At 73.0% G+C, this 14,408-nt stretch carries 19 protein-coding genes and 1 riboswitch; of the genes, 7 read left to right on the top strand and 12 right to left on the bottom strand.

Features of this window, described 5'->3' with window-relative positions; all coding sequences use genetic code 11:
* Window positions 1–36 precede the first annotated feature (36 nt).
* Window positions 37–741 (top strand): hypothetical protein, encoded by a 705-nt coding sequence (locus BLU82_RS28400; protein ID WP_157741306.1) that lies wholly within the window; start codon window positions 37–39, stop codon window positions 739–741.
* Between the two features lie 7 nt (window positions 742–748).
* Here BLU82_RS28400 and BLU82_RS28395 read toward each other — a convergent pair whose 3' ends face one another.
* Complete coding sequence (locus BLU82_RS28395; protein ID WP_092624258.1) at window positions 749–1,264, bottom strand: DinB family protein; 516 nt, start codon at window positions 1,262–1,264, stop codon at window positions 749–751.
* Between the two features lie 115 nt (window positions 1,265–1,379).
* Here BLU82_RS28395 and BLU82_RS28390 point away from each other — a divergent pair, with 115 nt between their 5' ends.
* Together BLU82_RS28390 and BLU82_RS28385 are read left to right on the top strand one after the other, a co-directional pair.
* Window positions 1,380–1,721 carry a helix-turn-helix transcriptional regulator gene (locus tag BLU82_RS28390; protein WP_069109597.1) on the top strand — a complete coding sequence of 114 codons (342 nt, stop codon included), beginning with the start codon at window positions 1,380–1,382 and terminating at the stop codon, window positions 1,719–1,721.
* The gene (locus BLU82_RS28385) at window positions 1,718–3,388 is read left to right on the top strand and encodes a SulP family inorganic anion transporter (RefSeq protein WP_092624257.1); all 1,671 of its coding nucleotides are present in this window, start codon (window positions 1,718–1,720) and stop codon (window positions 3,386–3,388) included. The genes BLU82_RS28390 and BLU82_RS28385 overlap by 4 nt, the downstream gene beginning before the upstream one ends.
* On the opposite strand, the gene BLU82_RS28380 is transcribed toward BLU82_RS28385, so the two are convergent.
* The 4 genes from BLU82_RS28380 to thiO form a co-directional block, all read right to left on the bottom strand.
* Window positions 3,373–3,963: an HAD-IA family hydrolase gene (locus BLU82_RS28380; RefSeq protein ID WP_092624256.1), complete on the bottom strand. Its 591-nt coding sequence runs from the start codon at window positions 3,961–3,963 to the stop codon at window positions 3,373–3,375. The two genes, BLU82_RS28385 and BLU82_RS28380, sit on opposite strands and share 16 nt — an antisense overlap.
* 61 nt (window positions 3,964–4,024) lie before the next feature.
* Window positions 4,025–4,810 carry a thiazole synthase gene (locus BLU82_RS28375; RefSeq protein ID WP_092624255.1) on the bottom strand — a complete coding sequence of 262 codons (786 nt, stop codon included), beginning with the start codon at window positions 4,808–4,810 and terminating at the stop codon, window positions 4,025–4,027.
* Window position 4,811: 1 nt separating this feature from the next.
* Window positions 4,812–5,036: a sulfur carrier protein ThiS gene (gene thiS, locus BLU82_RS28370; RefSeq protein ID WP_053206484.1), complete on the bottom strand. Its 225-nt coding sequence runs from the start codon at window positions 5,034–5,036 to the stop codon at window positions 4,812–4,814.
* Window positions 5,033–6,190 (bottom strand): glycine oxidase ThiO, encoded by a 1,158-nt coding sequence (gene thiO / locus BLU82_RS28365; RefSeq protein ID WP_092626415.1) that lies wholly within the window; start codon window positions 6,188–6,190, stop codon window positions 5,033–5,035. The genes thiS and thiO overlap by 4 nt, the downstream gene beginning before the upstream one ends.
* Window positions 6,179–6,283: riboswitch (TPP riboswitch) on the bottom strand. (Overlaps the previous gene by 12 nt.)
* A gap of 28 nt (window positions 6,284–6,311) precedes the next feature.
* Between thiO and thiE the strand changes: the two genes are divergently transcribed.
* Window positions 6,312–6,953, top strand: coding sequence for a thiamine phosphate synthase (thiE, locus tag BLU82_RS28360; RefSeq protein ID WP_197682531.1), 642 nt, complete (start codon window positions 6,312–6,314; stop codon window positions 6,951–6,953).
* Here thiE and BLU82_RS28355 read toward each other — a convergent pair.
* Window positions 6,950–7,225 carry a GNAT family N-acetyltransferase gene (locus BLU82_RS28355; protein WP_172885718.1) on the bottom strand — a complete coding sequence of 92 codons (276 nt, stop codon included), beginning with the start codon at window positions 7,223–7,225 and terminating at the stop codon, window positions 6,950–6,952. The two genes, thiE and BLU82_RS28355, sit on opposite strands and share 4 nt — an antisense overlap.
* 192 nt (window positions 7,226–7,417) lie before the next feature.
* Here BLU82_RS28355 and BLU82_RS28350 point away from each other — a divergent pair, with 192 nt between their 5' ends.
* Window positions 7,418–8,053, top strand: a complete 636-nt coding sequence (locus BLU82_RS28350; RefSeq protein ID WP_092624254.1) for a VOC family protein — start codon at window positions 7,418–7,420, stop codon at window positions 8,051–8,053.
* A 1-nt stretch (window position 8,054) separates the two neighbouring features.
* The gene (locus BLU82_RS28345; RefSeq protein WP_092624253.1) at window positions 8,055–8,714 is read left to right on the top strand and encodes an SIMPL domain-containing protein; all 660 of its coding nucleotides are present in this window, start codon (window positions 8,055–8,057) and stop codon (window positions 8,712–8,714) included.
* A gap of 18 nt (window positions 8,715–8,732) precedes the next feature.
* Here the strand turns inward: BLU82_RS28345 and BLU82_RS28340 are convergent, their stop codons facing one another.
* The 6 genes from BLU82_RS28340 to BLU82_RS28315 form a co-directional block, all read right to left on the bottom strand.
* Window positions 8,733–9,509: an ABC transporter permease gene (locus BLU82_RS28340; protein WP_092624252.1), complete on the bottom strand. Its 777-nt coding sequence runs from the start codon at window positions 9,507–9,509 to the stop codon at window positions 8,733–8,735.
* Window positions 9,506–10,594 (bottom strand): ATP-binding cassette domain-containing protein, encoded by a 1,089-nt coding sequence (locus BLU82_RS28335; RefSeq protein WP_092624251.1) that lies wholly within the window; start codon window positions 10,592–10,594, stop codon window positions 9,506–9,508. Before BLU82_RS28335 ends, BLU82_RS28340 begins: the two co-directional genes overlap by 4 nt.
* A 122-nt stretch (window positions 10,595–10,716) precedes the next feature.
* Window positions 10,717–11,583 (bottom strand): fructosamine kinase family protein, encoded by an 867-nt coding sequence (locus BLU82_RS28330; RefSeq protein ID WP_197682530.1) that lies wholly within the window; start codon window positions 11,581–11,583, stop codon window positions 10,717–10,719.
* A complete protein-coding gene (locus tag BLU82_RS28325; protein WP_370246232.1) occupies window positions 11,564–12,106 on the bottom strand; it encodes a low molecular weight protein-tyrosine-phosphatase in 543 nt (180 codons plus the stop codon). Before BLU82_RS28325 ends, BLU82_RS28330 begins: the two co-directional genes overlap by 20 nt.
* Window positions 12,107–12,113: 7 nt before the next feature.
* Window positions 12,114–12,374, bottom strand: a complete 261-nt coding sequence (locus BLU82_RS34465; protein WP_157741305.1) for a hypothetical protein — start codon at window positions 12,372–12,374, stop codon at window positions 12,114–12,116.
* 373 nt (window positions 12,375–12,747) lie between these two features.
* Entirely contained in the window at window positions 12,748–13,122 is a 375-nt protein-coding gene (locus BLU82_RS28315; RefSeq protein ID WP_092624249.1) for a phage holin family protein, read from the bottom strand.
* Window positions 13,123–13,176: 54 nt separating this feature from the next.
* Here BLU82_RS28315 and BLU82_RS28310 point away from each other — a divergent pair, with 54 nt between their 5' ends.
* A complete protein-coding gene (locus tag BLU82_RS28310; RefSeq protein WP_092624248.1) occupies window positions 13,177–14,247 on the top strand; it encodes a pyridoxal phosphate-dependent aminotransferase in 1,071 nt (356 codons plus the stop codon).
* Window positions 14,248–14,408 lie beyond the last annotated feature (161 nt).

Genomic DNA, 14,408 nt, shown 5'->3' with positions numbered 1-14,408 from the left:
CGCCGCCCTAGCCTGGCGCGGAGGAGGTGGTCGCGGATGACGCATCGGATGCTGCGTCCGGCGGTCCTCGTCACCGCGTTAGTGGGGGTCTGGAGCACGCTCGCTCTGGCGTCGCGCGGGCAGGAGGTCGCGCGGCTGGATGCTCTGGCGTGGCTGGGCCTGGACGAGGCGAGCGTCATGCTCGTCGTCTTCGCCAACGCCGGGCTCTGGGCCGTCGTGTATCTGGTGATCGCGTCGGGAGACGGCTCCGGGCGGCTGCCGGCGTCCGGGTTCGCCGGCGCGGCCCTGGCCTGCCTGGTGCTCGTGTTCCAGCATCCCGAACTGGCCGGTTATCACCTCGTCGGCCTGCTCGCCTGCTCCGCGGCCGCGGTTGCCGCCTGGGTGCGCGCGCACTGGCGCTCCGGAGCCCCGGCACGACGTCTGGCGCGGGCCGAGCGGCTGCGCGCCACCGGGACGAAGACCGTCGGGCGCGTGACCCACATCGCCCTCCGCGAGAAGGTCGACCCCCGCGGCGAGAAGCCGCTGTTCATCCTCACTGCTCGGTTCGACACCCCCGCCGGCCCGCGCAAGCACCGGCAGACCATCCCGCTCGCGCTCACCGAGGTGCCGCCGCTCGGCGGCACGGTGCTGCTCTGGTACACCGGCGACGGGTCGCGCCAGGTGCACCTCGAGCCCGACCCCGCGTGTCCACCGAACCCCGATCCGCACGCCCACTACCCGCTCGAAGGCGACCTGGCGTGACGATCCCTCACTGGCCGACGGTGCCGTCGATGGCCTCGCGGAGGAGGTCGAGGTGGCCGCAGTGCCGCGCGGTCTCCTCGACGAGTTGCAGGACGGCGTAGCGCAGGTCGAACTCGTGTCCCTCGCGGCGGGCGACGTCGTCGAGGGTGTGGGTGGCGATGAGCTCGTTGGAGCGGGCGCACTCGGCGAGGTAGCTGCGGACGATGGCGGCCAGAGTCTCGCCCGGTTCGAGTTCGAAGCCGCCGTCGTCGCCGGCCCAGGGGTCGGTGACCTCGGGTAACGCCGCGAAGGTGAACGCGAACCACCACCGCTCGACGCCCATGAGGTGGCGGACGATGCCGGCCGGGGTGAGCGTGCTGGGCGGGACCGGCGCCGTGGTGGCCTGCGCCAGGCTCAGCCCGGCCACCTTGTTGACGACCGTCTCGCGCAGGAAGTCGAGGCGCAGGACCAGAGCCTCACGCTCGCCCGCATGCAGCGGCGGCACGACACGCTCGAGCGGCACCACCGAATCGGCGTCGGTCATCGGCCTCACCTCGTGAGACGACCGTAGCGGACGGCGGGGACAGAAGACCGGCGAAGCGCCCGGGAACTCACATCACGATTTGAAGAATTCTTCAATTGCGCAGATGATGTACTTCATGCCGGTCCCGCTGCACCACGCCAAGGCGGAGTTCTTCCGCATGCTCGGCCACCCCGTCCGCATCCGGGTCCTCGAGCTGCTCCAGGACGGCCCCGTGCCGGTGCGCGAGCTGCTCGACGAGCTCGACGTCGAGCCGTCGAACCTGTCGCAGCAGCTGGCGGTGCTGCGCCGCTCGGGCATCGTCACGTCCACCCGCGAGGGCTCCACCGTCGTGTACGCCATGGCCGGGCCGGACGTCGCCGACCTGCTGCGTGCGGCCCGCCGCATCCTCACCGAGCTGCTGGCCGGGCAGCGCGAGCTCCTGCAGGAGCTGGAAGAGGAAGCCGCCGCCGCCCGATGAGCCGGGCGTGGTCCCGGCTGCGGTCGGTCCTGCCCACCCGCGCGGACCTCACCAGCATGCGCCGTCAGCCCCGGCGCGACCTGCTGGCCGGCGCCACCGTCGCGATCGTGGCGCTGCCGCTCGCGCTCGGGTTCGGCATCTCGTCCGGGCTGGGCGCGGCCGCCGGCATCGCGACGGCGGTGGTCGCCGGGGCGGTCGCGGCGCTGTGCGGCGGCTCGAACCTGCAGGTCTCCGGGCCGACGGGCGCGATGACGGTGGTGCTGGTGCCGATCGTGCACCAGCACGGCGCCGACGGCGTGTTGATGGTGGGCCTGCTGGCCGGGCTGCTGCTCGTGGCGCTGGCCATCGCGCGGGCCGGACGGTACATGGCCTACGTGCCGGCGCCGGTGGTCGAGGGGTTCACCATCGGCATCGCGGCGGTCATCGCGCTGCAGCAGGTGCCGGCCGCGCTCGGGGTGCCGGTGCCGGACGGCGACCGCGTCGTCCTGGTGGCCGTCGAGGCGGTGCGCGACTTCGCCGCCGCGCCCGACTGGGTCGCCGCCGGCCTGGCCCTCGGCGTCGCGGCGCTCATGCTGGCCGGCGCGCGCTGGCGGCCGTCCGTCCCGTTCTCGCTGCTCGCCGTCGTGGCCGCCACCGCGGTCGCCGAACTGGCCTCGTTCGACGTCGCGCGCATCGGCGCGCTGCCGTCCGGGCTGCCGGCGCCGTCGCTGGGCTTCGCCGATCCCGCGATGCTGCCCGGCCTGCTCGCCCCGGCCGTCGCGGTGGCGGCGCTGGCCGCGCTGGAGTCGCTGCTGTCGGCCACCGTCGCCGACGGCATGAGCGTCGGCCAGCGGCACGACCCGGACAAGGAGCTGTTCGGCCAGGGCCTGGCCAACGTCGCGGCGCCGCTGTTCGGCGGCGTCCCGGCGACGGCGGCCATCGCCCGGACGGCGGTCAACGTGCGCTCCGGCGCGGCGTCGCGGCTGGCGGCGCTCTCGCACGCGGTGCTGCTGGCACTCGTCGTGTTCGTGGCCGCGTCGGTGGTCGGACGGATCCCGCTGGCCGCCCTCGCCGGGGTGCTGCTGGCGACGGCGGTGCGCATGGTCGAGGTCGGCTCGGTGCGGGCGATGCTGCACGCGACCCGCGCCGACGCCGTCGTGCTGGTGCTGACCGCGGTCGCCACGCTGGCGCTGGACCTCGTTCAGGCGGTCATCCTCGGCCTGGTCGTGGCCGGCGCGCTCGCCCTGCGCGCCGTCGCCCGCAACGTCCGCCTCGACGAGGTCCCGCTGCACGACGACATCCCGGACGACCACGGTGAGGAGGAGCGGGCGCTGCTGATGTCGCACGTCGTCGCGTACCGGTTGGACGGGCCGCTGTTCTTCGCCGCCGCGCACCGCTTCCTGCTGGAACTGTCCGAGGTCGCCGACGTGCGGGTGGTGATCCTGCGGATGTCGCGGGTGACGACGATCGACGCCACTGGCGCGCTGGTGCTCAAGGACGCGATCGAACGGCTGGAGCGCCGGCACGCCGTCGTGCTGGTGTCGGGCCTGCGCGGCGGCCACGCCCGGCCGCTGGACCGGCTGGGCGTCATCTCCCGGCTACGCGACCAGGGCCGGGTGTTCGCGACGACGCCGGAGGCGATCGGGTACGCGCACGGCCTGCTCGCGGCGGGTCAGAGCAGCCGGTAGGTCTTGCAGGCGTCGGTGAGGTCGCTCGCCGACGTGAACAGGTGGGCCCGCATGCCCACGGCCGCCGCGCCGCGCACGTTCGGCGCGGCGTCGTCGAGGAACAACACGGACGACCGATCGACGCCCAGCACCCGCAGCACGTGCATGAAGATCCGCAGGTCCGGCTTGGCCACGCCGATCTCGGCCGAGTTGAACACCTGGTCGAAGTCGTCGGCGATGCGCAGCTCGGCGAGTTCGGCGCCGACGCGGTCGGTGCCGTTGGTGAGCAGGCAGACCCGCAGGCCCGCGACCCGCAGCTTGCGCACGATGCCGAGCACCTGACGGTCGACGGACGGGCGCTGCGTCGACCACGCGGTGGCGGCGACCGGGCCGATGGTGGCGGCGACGCGGTCGACCCACTGCGCGCGGGTGATGCCGCCGGTGACGACCGACTGCAGCAGCCGCGGCTCGAACGCCGTCTCGTACAGCTTGCCCGGCGGCAGCCCGGATCTCTTCTCGATCGCCTCCGTCGCCGCCGGATCGTAGTGGCGCACCACGCCGTCGAGGTCGAGCAGGAGGACGTCGATCAGACCCATGAGGACGAATCGTGCCAGGAACGATCAACCGGCGACAGCCGGACGCCGGCACCCGGGACGGTCACATCGCCAGATCCAGGTTGGCCCGGCCGTCGACCGGCGACGATGCCAGCGCGTCCTCGCGCCGCGGGATGCGTCCGGCCAGCGCGGCGTCGCGACCGGCCTCGACCGCCAGCCGCATGGCACGGGCCATGCGGACGGGGTCGGCGGCGCGGGTGACCGCGGTGGCGAGCAGGACGCCGTCGCAGCCCAGCTCCATGGCCTGGGCCGCCTCGGACGCGGTGCCGATGCCGGCGTCGAGGATGACCGGCACGGACGCGTCGGCGACGATCGCGGCGATGTTGCGCGGGTTGAGGATGCCCAGGCCGGTGCCGATGGGCGCGCCCAGCGGCATGACCGCGGCGCAGCCGGCGTCGGCCAGCTTGCGGGCCAGGATCGGGTCGTCGTTGGTGTACGGCAGCACGGTGAAGCCGTCGTCGACCAGCTGCCGGGCCGCCGCCACCAGCTCGACCGGGTCGGGCAGCAGCGTGACGTCGTCGGCGATGACCTCCAGCTTCACCCAGTCGGTCTCGCACGCCTCGCGACCCAGCTTCGCCGTCAGCACCGCCTCGGCGGCGGAGAAGCAGCCGGCGGTGTTGGGCAGCACGCGGATGCCGTTGCGCTGTAGCAGCTCCCAGACCGACCCCTCGCCGTTCGCCTGCACGCGGCGCAGCGCCACCGTCGTCAGTTCGGTGCCCGACTCCAGTAGCGCCGCCTCGAGCCCGAGCAGGCTGGGCGCGCCGCCCGTGCCCATGATCAGGCGCGACGACAGCGGCACCCCGGCGATGACGAGGGGGTCGGCGGACATGTCAGCCTCCTTGGACGGCGGTGATGATCTCGATCTTGTCGTCGGGCTGCAGCGGCGTGGCGGCCCAGTCGGCACGCGGCACGACGATCTGGTTGACGGCGACGGCGATGCCGCGGTCGCTGAACGTGCCGTCGGGCTTGGTCATGGTGCGCAGCACGACGTCGCCCAGCGTCGCGTCGGAGTCGAACGCGACGACGTCACCGTTGATCGTCACCACCGTGGTCATGTGGGTCCTCCCGTCACAGTCGCGGCGAACCGGCGCGGATCCGCCGCCGCGGCCCACTCGGGCACCGTTCCCGCACCGTATCGAGCCGCGAGCGCCGACGCGGTGAGCGGCGCGAGCAGGATGCCGTTGCGGTAGTGGCCGGTCGCCAGCAGCAGGCCCGGTATGCCGGAATCGCCGATCAGCGGGAGGTTGTCGGGGCTGCCCGGACGGGCCCGCGCGGTCAGCTCCGTCAGCGGCAACTCGTCGATGCCGGGCACCAGCGCCCGCGCGTCGCGCAGGACGGCGAACGTCCCGCCCGCGGTGACCTGGCGGTCGTCGGGCTGCTCCTCGCTGGTGGCGCCGACGACGACCTCGCCGCCGGGCCGCGGCACCAGGTAGACGGCGCGCGCCTGCACGAAGCCGCGGACCACCCGGCCGAGCGTGAACCCCGGCTGCCCCGACGCGTCGAGCCGCAGGATCTGCCCCTTGACCGGGCGGGTCGGCACGCCGGCGAGGCCGGGCAGCGCGCGGGCCAGCTCACGGCTGGCCCAGCCGGCCGCCAGCACGACGGACCCGGCCCGGTGCCGCGTGCCGCGGTCGTCGACCACGCCGCCGACCTCGCCCGACGGCGTCAGGCTCAGCTCGGTGACCCGGCGGCGGACGACCGCCACGCCCCGGTCGGCGAGGACGGCCAGCAGCGCCGCGTGCACCCGGCGCGGGTCGACCTGGTGCTCGTCGGCCGTCCACGTGGCGCCGGCCAGCCGCGGTCCGAGCAGCGGCTCCATGCGCCGGGCGTCGTCGACGGCGATCTCCTCGACCGGCAGCCCGAGGCCACGACGCAGCGTCAGCAGCCGGCGCAGCTGCTGCCGGTCGCCGGAGTCGTAGGCGACCGTCAGCGTGCCGGTGCGCCGGAACGCGAGATCGGCGCCGGTGGCGTCGGACAGCTCGGCGGCGAACTCCGGCCACGCCCGCGCGGACGCCACGTTCAGCGCCGTCAGGTGGTCCTCGCCGAAGTCGGCCTCGGTGACGTCGGCCAGCATGCCCGCGGCCGCGTGGGTGGCACCGTCGCCGGGCGCGGGGTCGAGGCACGCGACCGTCAGGCCGAGCCGCGACAGCCGCCACGCGACGGCGGCGCCGATGATGCCGCAGCCGACCACGGCGACGTCGACACTCACGATGCTCCCTCCGCTGGCATGACCCAGTTCAGGTTCGACGGTCGGCCCGCTGGCCCTCTCAGCCCTGCCGTCAGGGCTCCCGTGCTCTTTCACCGTACCTCGCCCGTGACAGACTCCGGCTGTGACCCCCGACCCGAGACAGCGGCTGGCCGACGCCCGGCTCTACCTGTGCACCGATGCCCGGCGCGACCGCGGCGACCTCGAATCGTTCCTGCACGCGGCGCTGTCGGGCGGCGTCGACGTCATCCAGCTGCGCGACAAGTCGCTCGACGCGCGCGCCGAGCTGGAGCTGCAGCCGCTGGTGGCGCGCGTCGCGGCCGAGCACGGCGCGCTGGTCGCCGTCAACGACCGCGCCGACCTCGCCGAGCTGGCCGGGGCGGCGATCCTGCACACCGGCCAGGAGGACCTCCCGGTCGCGGCGAGCCGGCGGCTGCTCGGGCCGGACGTGCTGCTGGGCCGGTCGACGCACTCCGCCGAGCAGGCGGCGGTGGCCGAGGCCGACCCCGACGTCGACTACTTCTGCGTCGGCCCGGTCTGGCCGACGCCCACCAAGCAGGGCCGCCCGGCCGTCGGCGTCGAGACCGTCCGAGCCGTGGCCGCCACGGCGCCGGCCACGCCGTGGTTCGCCATCGGCGGCATCGACGAGCGCAGTGTCGCCGAGGTGGTCGACGCGGGCGCCCGCCGGGTGGTGGTCGTCCGCGCCATCACCGCCGCGGACGACCCGGAGGCCGCCGCCCGGCGGTTGCGAGCGGCGCTCGGCTAACCGGCTCGCAGGTCGGCGTACTCGGGATGCTTGTCGAGGTAGCCGGCCACGAACGGGCATTGCGGCACGACCTTTAGGTCGCCCTCCCGGGCGTCGTCGAGCAGGGCCCGGGCCAGCGCGCCGCCGACGCCCTTGCCCTCGGCGGCCTCCTCGACCACGGTGTGCAACGCCACGATCTCGTCGTCGCGGCGGGTGTAGGTGAGTTCGCCGACCCGGAGTCCGTCCAGGTAGGCGGCGTAGCTGCGGGCGGTCCTGGTGATCTCGATGCTCACGCGCAGTCGCCTCCAGGTGCGCTGGATCGATGCCACAGATGCTGCATGATCATGTCTACTCGTGCCGGCGACCCTTCGTACCGATCTTCCCCGATTCGCAATGATCACCGATCTGCAACGTTAACGCACCCGGCGGGCCGCCCGGAGGGCGTCGGCTCGCCAAACCGGTCCGGTGACTGCCACGATGCACGGATGCGCCTCGATCACGTCTCGTACGCGGCCGGACCTGACGGACTCGACGCCACCGCGCAGCGGCTGGCCGGTGAGCTGGGCGTCGACCTCGTCGACGGCGGCCTGCATCCGCGCTTCGGCACCCGCAACCGGGTGTTGCCGCTGGCCGGCGGGCACTATCTCGAGGTGGTGGCGGCGCTCGACCACCCCGTCGTCGACAAGGTGCCGTTCGGCCAGGCGGTCAAGGCGCGGTCCGAGGCCGGCGGCGGCTGGCTCGGCTGGGTCGTCGCGGTCGACGACCTCGCGCCGATCGAGGAGCGGCTGGGCCGGCCCGCCGTCGACGGCCACCGGGTGCGCCCCGACGGCTACGACCTCGTTTGGCGCCAGATCGGCGTCATGGGCCTGATGAACGACCCGCAGCTGCCGTTCTTCGTGCACTGGGAGTCCGACGCCGCCGAGCACCCGTCGAAGGGCGGCCACGACGTCGAGCTGCTCAGCCTCGACATCGCCGGCGACCCGCACTTCGTCACGGCATGGCTGGGCGAGCCCGAGGACCACCCGCTCGACGACGTCGACGTGCGCTGGCTGCCGTCGAACGGCGGCCCGGGCGTGCGCTCGGTGCGGTTCCGCACCGCACACGGAGAGGTCACGGTCTGAGATGGTCACCATCACCGTCGCCGGCACGGCGCACCGCCTGGTGCCGGCCGAGCGCGGCACCGTCCGCCTGCGCGCCACCCGTGAGGCGCGCCGCTCGGCCGACGTCGTCCCGTTCGTCGCCGACCTGCACGCGCGGCTGGCCGCCGACGCCGAGCGGTACGTCACGGCGGGCGCGGCCACGCGGTGGTCGGCCGACCAGGTGTACGTGTCGACGGTGCAGCGCTACCGCCGCGACTCCGACGTCGCCGAGACGTTCCAGGTGGCCGCCGCCGGGGTGGCGGTCCGGTTCTCCGACTTCGCCGCGCTGTCGACCTGGGTCACCGACGCCGGCGCCGTCGACGGCGTGGTGGTCGACGGCGTCGACTGGGAGCTGACCGACGACCACCGCCGCGAGATCGAGCGCGAGGTGCGGGCCGAGGCCGTGCGCGACGCGCAGGAGCGGGCGGCCACCTACGCCGCCGCGCTCGGCCTGGACGTGTCCAGTGTCGACGCCGTGTACGAGCCCGGCCTCCGGCCGCACGATCAGCTGGGTCTGGAGGGTGCCAGTGTGGTGCAGTTCGGCCACCGCGCGTCGGCCGACCACGGCGGTCCCACGGTGTCGCTGCGCCCGGAACGGATCGAGGTGTCGGCGAGGATCTCCGCCGACTTCACCGCGTCCTGATCCGGGCGCAGCCGGCCGTCACGCGTCGCGCTTCTTGAACAGGTACCAGGCGATGGCCAGGATGATCGCGACGAACGCCGCGAACACCCCGCCGGACTCCCAGCGGCTCAGGTAGTCGAACTCCGGTCCGCCGTTGGCCTCGTACGGGCTGGTGGCCAGCAGCCGGGCCCCGGCCGAGAACGGCAGGAACTTCAGCGCCGGCTGCAGCCAGTCCAGCGCCGGCACCAGCGACAGCCCGGAGATCAGGCCCTCGACCAGCAGCGGCGTCACCAGCAGCACCACGATGGCGCTGGGCACGCCGCGGAACAGCTGGGCCAGCGCCAGACCGCAGATGGCGTAGAGGATGACCAGCACGAAGTAGCCGGGGATGACCTGGTCGATCGGGCTGCCGAAGGACGGCAGCTCGCCCCAGAAGATCAGCCCGAGGCCGAGGTTGACGACCAGCGACACCGCGACCACCACCGCCGACCAGATGCTGACCATGATGATCTTCGCCAGCAGCAGCCGGGACCGTTGCGGGATGGCCGTGAGCGTCGGCTGGATGGTGCCGTGGCGGTACTCGTGGCCGGTGGAGAAGACCCCGATGATCGACATGAACACCGGGATGAAGGTGGCGAACTCGGCGCCGCCGGTGAGCACCTGGGCGGTGATGTCGTCGTCGAGCGGGTCGTTGCGGGTGGCGTAGGCGATGATGAACGCCACGCCGGCGGTGATGAGGACGCCGATGCCGCTCAGCCAGTAGGTCGAGCGCAGGGTGCGAAGCCGCACCCACTCGAAGCGCAGGGCGCTGCTCATGCGGCACCTCCGGAGGTGGTGTCGCCTGGCTGGGACGGCGGGACGGGTGGCGCGGCGGGCGGGCCGGCCGCGGGGACCTCCGCGGCGCCGGGCGCGCTACCTGCCGGCCCGAGGTCGTGTGCGACGTACTCCTCGGACGCGCCGGTGGCGGTGATGAACGCGGTCTCGAGCGACGCCGTCTGGGTCGTCAGCTCGTGCAGCAGGATGGTGTTCTGGAAGGCCAGCTCGCCCACGGCGGCGGTCTCGATGCCCGACACCCGCAGCGCCGGCGAGGGCGCCGGCCCCGCGGCGGCGGCCGCCGCCACCCCGGCAGGGTCGTCGCTCGCCGGCCGGGCGGTCGCGGGCACGTCGTCGACGGTGACGCCGTCGACGCGGCGGAGGAGATCGGCGAGCTGGGCCGCCTGCGGGCTGCGCACCAGCACGCTGGACTGGGTGAAGTCGCGGACGAAGCCGTCGACGTCGCCGTTGTAGATCATCTTCCCGCGGCCGATGACGACCAGCTGGTCGGCCATCAGCGCCATCTCGGACAGCAGGTGGCTGGAGACGAAGATGGTCCGGCCCTGGTCGGCCAGCGACTTGAGCACGGTGCGCAGCCAGTGGATGCCGCTGGGGTCGAGGCCGTTGGCGGGCTCGTCGAGGATGAGCGTCTGGGGGTCGCCGAGCAGCGCCTGCGCCAGGCCCAGCCGCTGCGCCATGCCGAGGGAGAAGTTCTTCGGCTTCTTGTTCTTCACCTCGGTGAGGCCGACGAACTCGAGCACTTCGTCGACCCGGTGGAACGCGATGCCGCTGCCCGCCGCCAGCATGCGCAGGTGGTTGCGGGCGGTGCGGGTCGGGTGGAACGCCTTGGACTCGAGCACGGCGCCGATCTCGCGCATCGGGTGCGCGATGGTGCCGAACTTCCGCCCGTCGAACAGCGTCTCGCCGCCGCCGTTGTCGAGGTCGAGCATGAGGCGCATGGTGGTGGACTTGCCCGCGCCGTTGGGTCCGAGGAAGCCCGTCACCATGCCGGGCCGCACCTCGAACGACAGATGATCGACGGCGGTCTTCGCGCCGTAACGTTTGTACAACCCCTGGGCCGTGATCATGATCTCCCGATCGTTGGTCGGTCGCTGCGAACCTACCGGGTCGTCGGCCGCTGCCAGCTCATTCGCGCTGCGGAACGTGCGTGTCCGACCAGAGGAGGAGGGGCAAGCCCGGCGAACCCGGATCAGCCGGCCCGCAGCGCCTGCCGGGCCAGCCGGCCGGCCTGGGCGCCGTAGGACCCGCCGAACAGCACGGCGTGCACGAGCACGGGGTGCAGCTGGTGCAGCGGCAGCCGGTCGCGCCAGCCCGCGGCCAGCGGCCAGGCCTCGTCGTAGGCGGCGAGCACACGGTCGAGGTGCGGCAGGCCGAACAGCGTCAGCATGGCGAGGTCGGTCTCGCGATGACCGCCGTGCGCGGCGGGGTCGACGAGGTACGCGCCGGTCTCGGTCCACAGCACGTTGCCGGCCCAGAGGTCGCCGTGAACCAGCGCCGGCGGCTCGTCCGGTCCGGCCAGCCGGGGGAGATCGGCGATGACCTTCTCGACGTCGGCGACGGTGCGCCGATCGACGGCGCCGGCCTTGCGGGCCGTGCGCAGGTACGGCTCCAGCCGTCCGTACGCCCACAGGTCCGGCCAGCGCTTCCAAGGCCCGTGCGGGAGGTCGAGGCTGCCGATCCAGCCGGGGCCGTCGGCCGAGCCGAACACGTCGGCGCCGTGCCGGTGCGTGGCGGCAAGCGCACGGCCGAACCGTTCCGCGGCCGCCGCCGACGGGACGCCCGTCGTGACCCATTCGAGGACGAGGCAGTGCTCGTCGTGGGCGAGCACCCGCGGGACGGGGACGCCGCCCTGGGCCGCCGCCAGCCGCGTCAGCCCGCGCGCCTCGGCCGGGAAGAACCCCGGTGGCGCGCCGGCTCGGGTCTTGACGAAGACCGTGCGGCCGTCGCCGAGCCGGGCCCGCCGGGCTTCGCAGATGGAACCGCCGCCGACCGGGGTGAACGATTCGACGGCGGTGCCCAGCAGCGTGTGCAGATGCTCACTGTCGACTGGGCTCACCACCCGGTGCGTCCATCTCGATCTCGTCGCGCACCGCGGCGACGAAGCCGTCGGCGGCCCGCTCGATCATCAGCAGGACGTGGTCGAACGCGGCGTCGTCGCCGTAGTAGGGGTCGGGCACATCGGTGTCGTCGCCGGCCAGGGCGTCGGGGTCGTAGCTGCGCAGCAGCTGCACCTTGGCGCGGGTGTCGTCGTCGCGGGCCAGCGTGCTGAGGTCGGCGAAGTTCTCGCGGTCGAGGGCCAGCACGAGGTCGACGTCGGCGAACCACTCGCGGCGGAACTGGCGCGCCCGGTGGGCGCTGCCGTCGTAGCCGTGGTGGTGCAGCGCGGCGAGGGCGCGTGGGTCGGCCTGCTGGCCGGCATGCCAGCCGCCGGTGCCGGCGGAGTCGACGGTGACGAGGTCGCCGAGGCCGGCCTGTTCGAGGCGGTGGCGCAGCACGAACTCGGCGATGGGCGACCGGCAGATGTTGCCGGCGCAGACGACGCAGACGCGGTATGGGGTACTGGGATCCGTCACGGACACAGGCGCCTCAGCGGCGCTGGCGCGCGAGCTCCCCGACGGCCAACGCGAGCTCGGTGGCCAGATCGAAGGACCGCTCGTGGTTGGGGTTGCTGCGCATCCACAGGCAGATCGTCTGCACGACCGCGCCGGACCAGGCGGGGTCGCGGCGCAGCGCGTGGCGGACGGAGACCGGCCGCGGCGCGAAGGACGTGACGTCGAACCACTGGCCGTCGGCGAAGGCGAGCATGGGGTTGCCGTGCGGATCGTCGTAGACGACCTCGTAGACCATCGAGCCCACCAGCGCGTGCCGGTTGGAGTCGGGTTCCGGGTATCCCGGTGGAGTCGTGACCGCGAGAGGCACCGGACGCGACGCGGACGTGCCGCGCTCCGGGTGCCGGGCGCGCTGATGGCCCGAAGGAGGTTGCTCGGTCAAGACCGAACCGACGGGGCCGTAGCCGATCGTCATCTGTTCACCATGCCCACACTGAGTTCAGGGCACAACGAACCCCCGTGGCGCCGGCAGAAACGGGCGCCTATCCGTCGTGCAGAGGATGCTAGGCCAAAGGTACGTCAAACATCGGCCCAGCGGAAGAAGGGTCGTATCAAGTAGGCGTTAAGGTCCACGCCGCGACGACGGATGGACGACCGCGGGTAGCCGTTCGTCAGTTCGGCAACAACAGATTCAGGATCCAGCTGACGAACGAGACCACCAGCGCGCCGAGCACGGCCGACCAGAAGAAGTCGTCGACGTGGAAGGGCACGTCGAGGACGTCGGCGATCCACGAGGTCAGCTCGAACATCAGCGCGTTGACGATCAACGTGAAGAGACCGAGGGTCAAGATCAGCAGTGGTAGAGACAACAACTGGACCACTGGTTTGATGAACGCGTTGACCAGACCGAAGATGAGGGCCACGACAAGCAAGGTCAGGATCTCGTTTGACGTGCTGTCAGAGCTGATGGTCACGCCGTCGACGATCCGGGTCGCCACCCACAGGGCGAAACCGTTGACGAGCAGGCGGATGATGAAGGACGTCACGGCTGCCGAGCGTACACATCCGGAGCCGTCCGCGGGAGCGGCTATCGTGCGGACATGGTGCGCATTCGCAAGGCTCTCGACGGTCTGCCGTCCTACAAGCCGGGCCGGCCGGCCGCACCGGCCGCGGGCGCGGCGCCGGCGTTCAAGATCTCCTCGAACGAGAATCCCTATCCGCCGCTGCCCGGCGTCCTCGAGGCCGTCACGGCCACGGCCGGCTCGCTGAACCGCTACCCGGACCTGTTCGCCACCGAGCTGGTGGCCGCGCTGGCCGACCGCTTCGGCGTGCCGCCCGAGCACGTCGCCACCGGCACCGGCAGCGTCGGCGTGCTGCAGCAGATCATCCAGGCCACGGCCGCCGAGGGCGACGACGTGGTCTACGCGTGGCGGTCGTTCGAGGCGTACCCCATCGTGGTCGGCATCTCCGGCGCCACGGCGATCGAGGTGCCGCTGGCCGCGGGCGCGCGGCACGACCTCGACGCCATGGCCGACGCCATCACCGACCGCACCCGCCTGGTGCTCGTGTGCACGCCGAACAACCCGACCGGGCCGGTGGTCGGGCGCGACGAGCTGGCCGCGTTCCTGCGCCGGGTGCCCGAGGACGTCATGGTGGTGGTCGACGAGGCGTACCGCGAGTTCGTCCGCGACCCCGCCGCCGCCGACGGCATGGAGTTCTACCGCCAGCACCGCAACGTGTGCGTGCTGCGCACGTTCTCGAAGGCCTACGGCCTGGCCGGGCTGCGCGTCGGGTTCGCCATCGCCCACGACGACGTCGCCGACGCGCTGCGCAAGACCGCGGTGCCGTTCGGCGTGTCCGGCATCGCCCAGCGGGCCGCCGTCGAGTCGCTGGCCCGCGAGGCCGAGCTGCTCGAGCGGGTCGAGGCGCTGGTCGGCGAGCGCACCCGGGTGTACGACGCGCTGACGGCGCAGGGATGGGAGATTCCTCACACCGAGGCGAACTTCGTGTGGCTGGCGCTGGGTGAGCGGACGCTCGACTTCGCCCGCTTCTGCGAGGACGAAGGGCTGGTCGTACGCCCATTCGCCGGCGACGGCTGCCGGGTCACGATCGCCGAGCGCGAGGCCAATGACAGGCTGATCCGACTGGCCGCCGAATGGCGGGCAGGCTAACGCTTTCCAAAGGACGCATATCCCTGTTTGCAGGGCGAACAAGCACGGACGGCGTCCTGCGTTCGGGGGGCGAGACGCCGGACGCCGTCCGTGCGGTCTGTGGCTACCGCATCAGCAGCAGAATTCTCCGGGGCTGCCTGCCGGGGCCAGCGCAGCGACGG

The organism is Jiangella sp. DSM 45060 (assembly GCF_900105175.1).
Classification (GTDB): Bacteria; Actinomycetota; Actinomycetes; order Jiangellales; family Jiangellaceae; genus Jiangella.
This window is presented reverse-complemented; position numbering and strand designations above follow the sequence as displayed.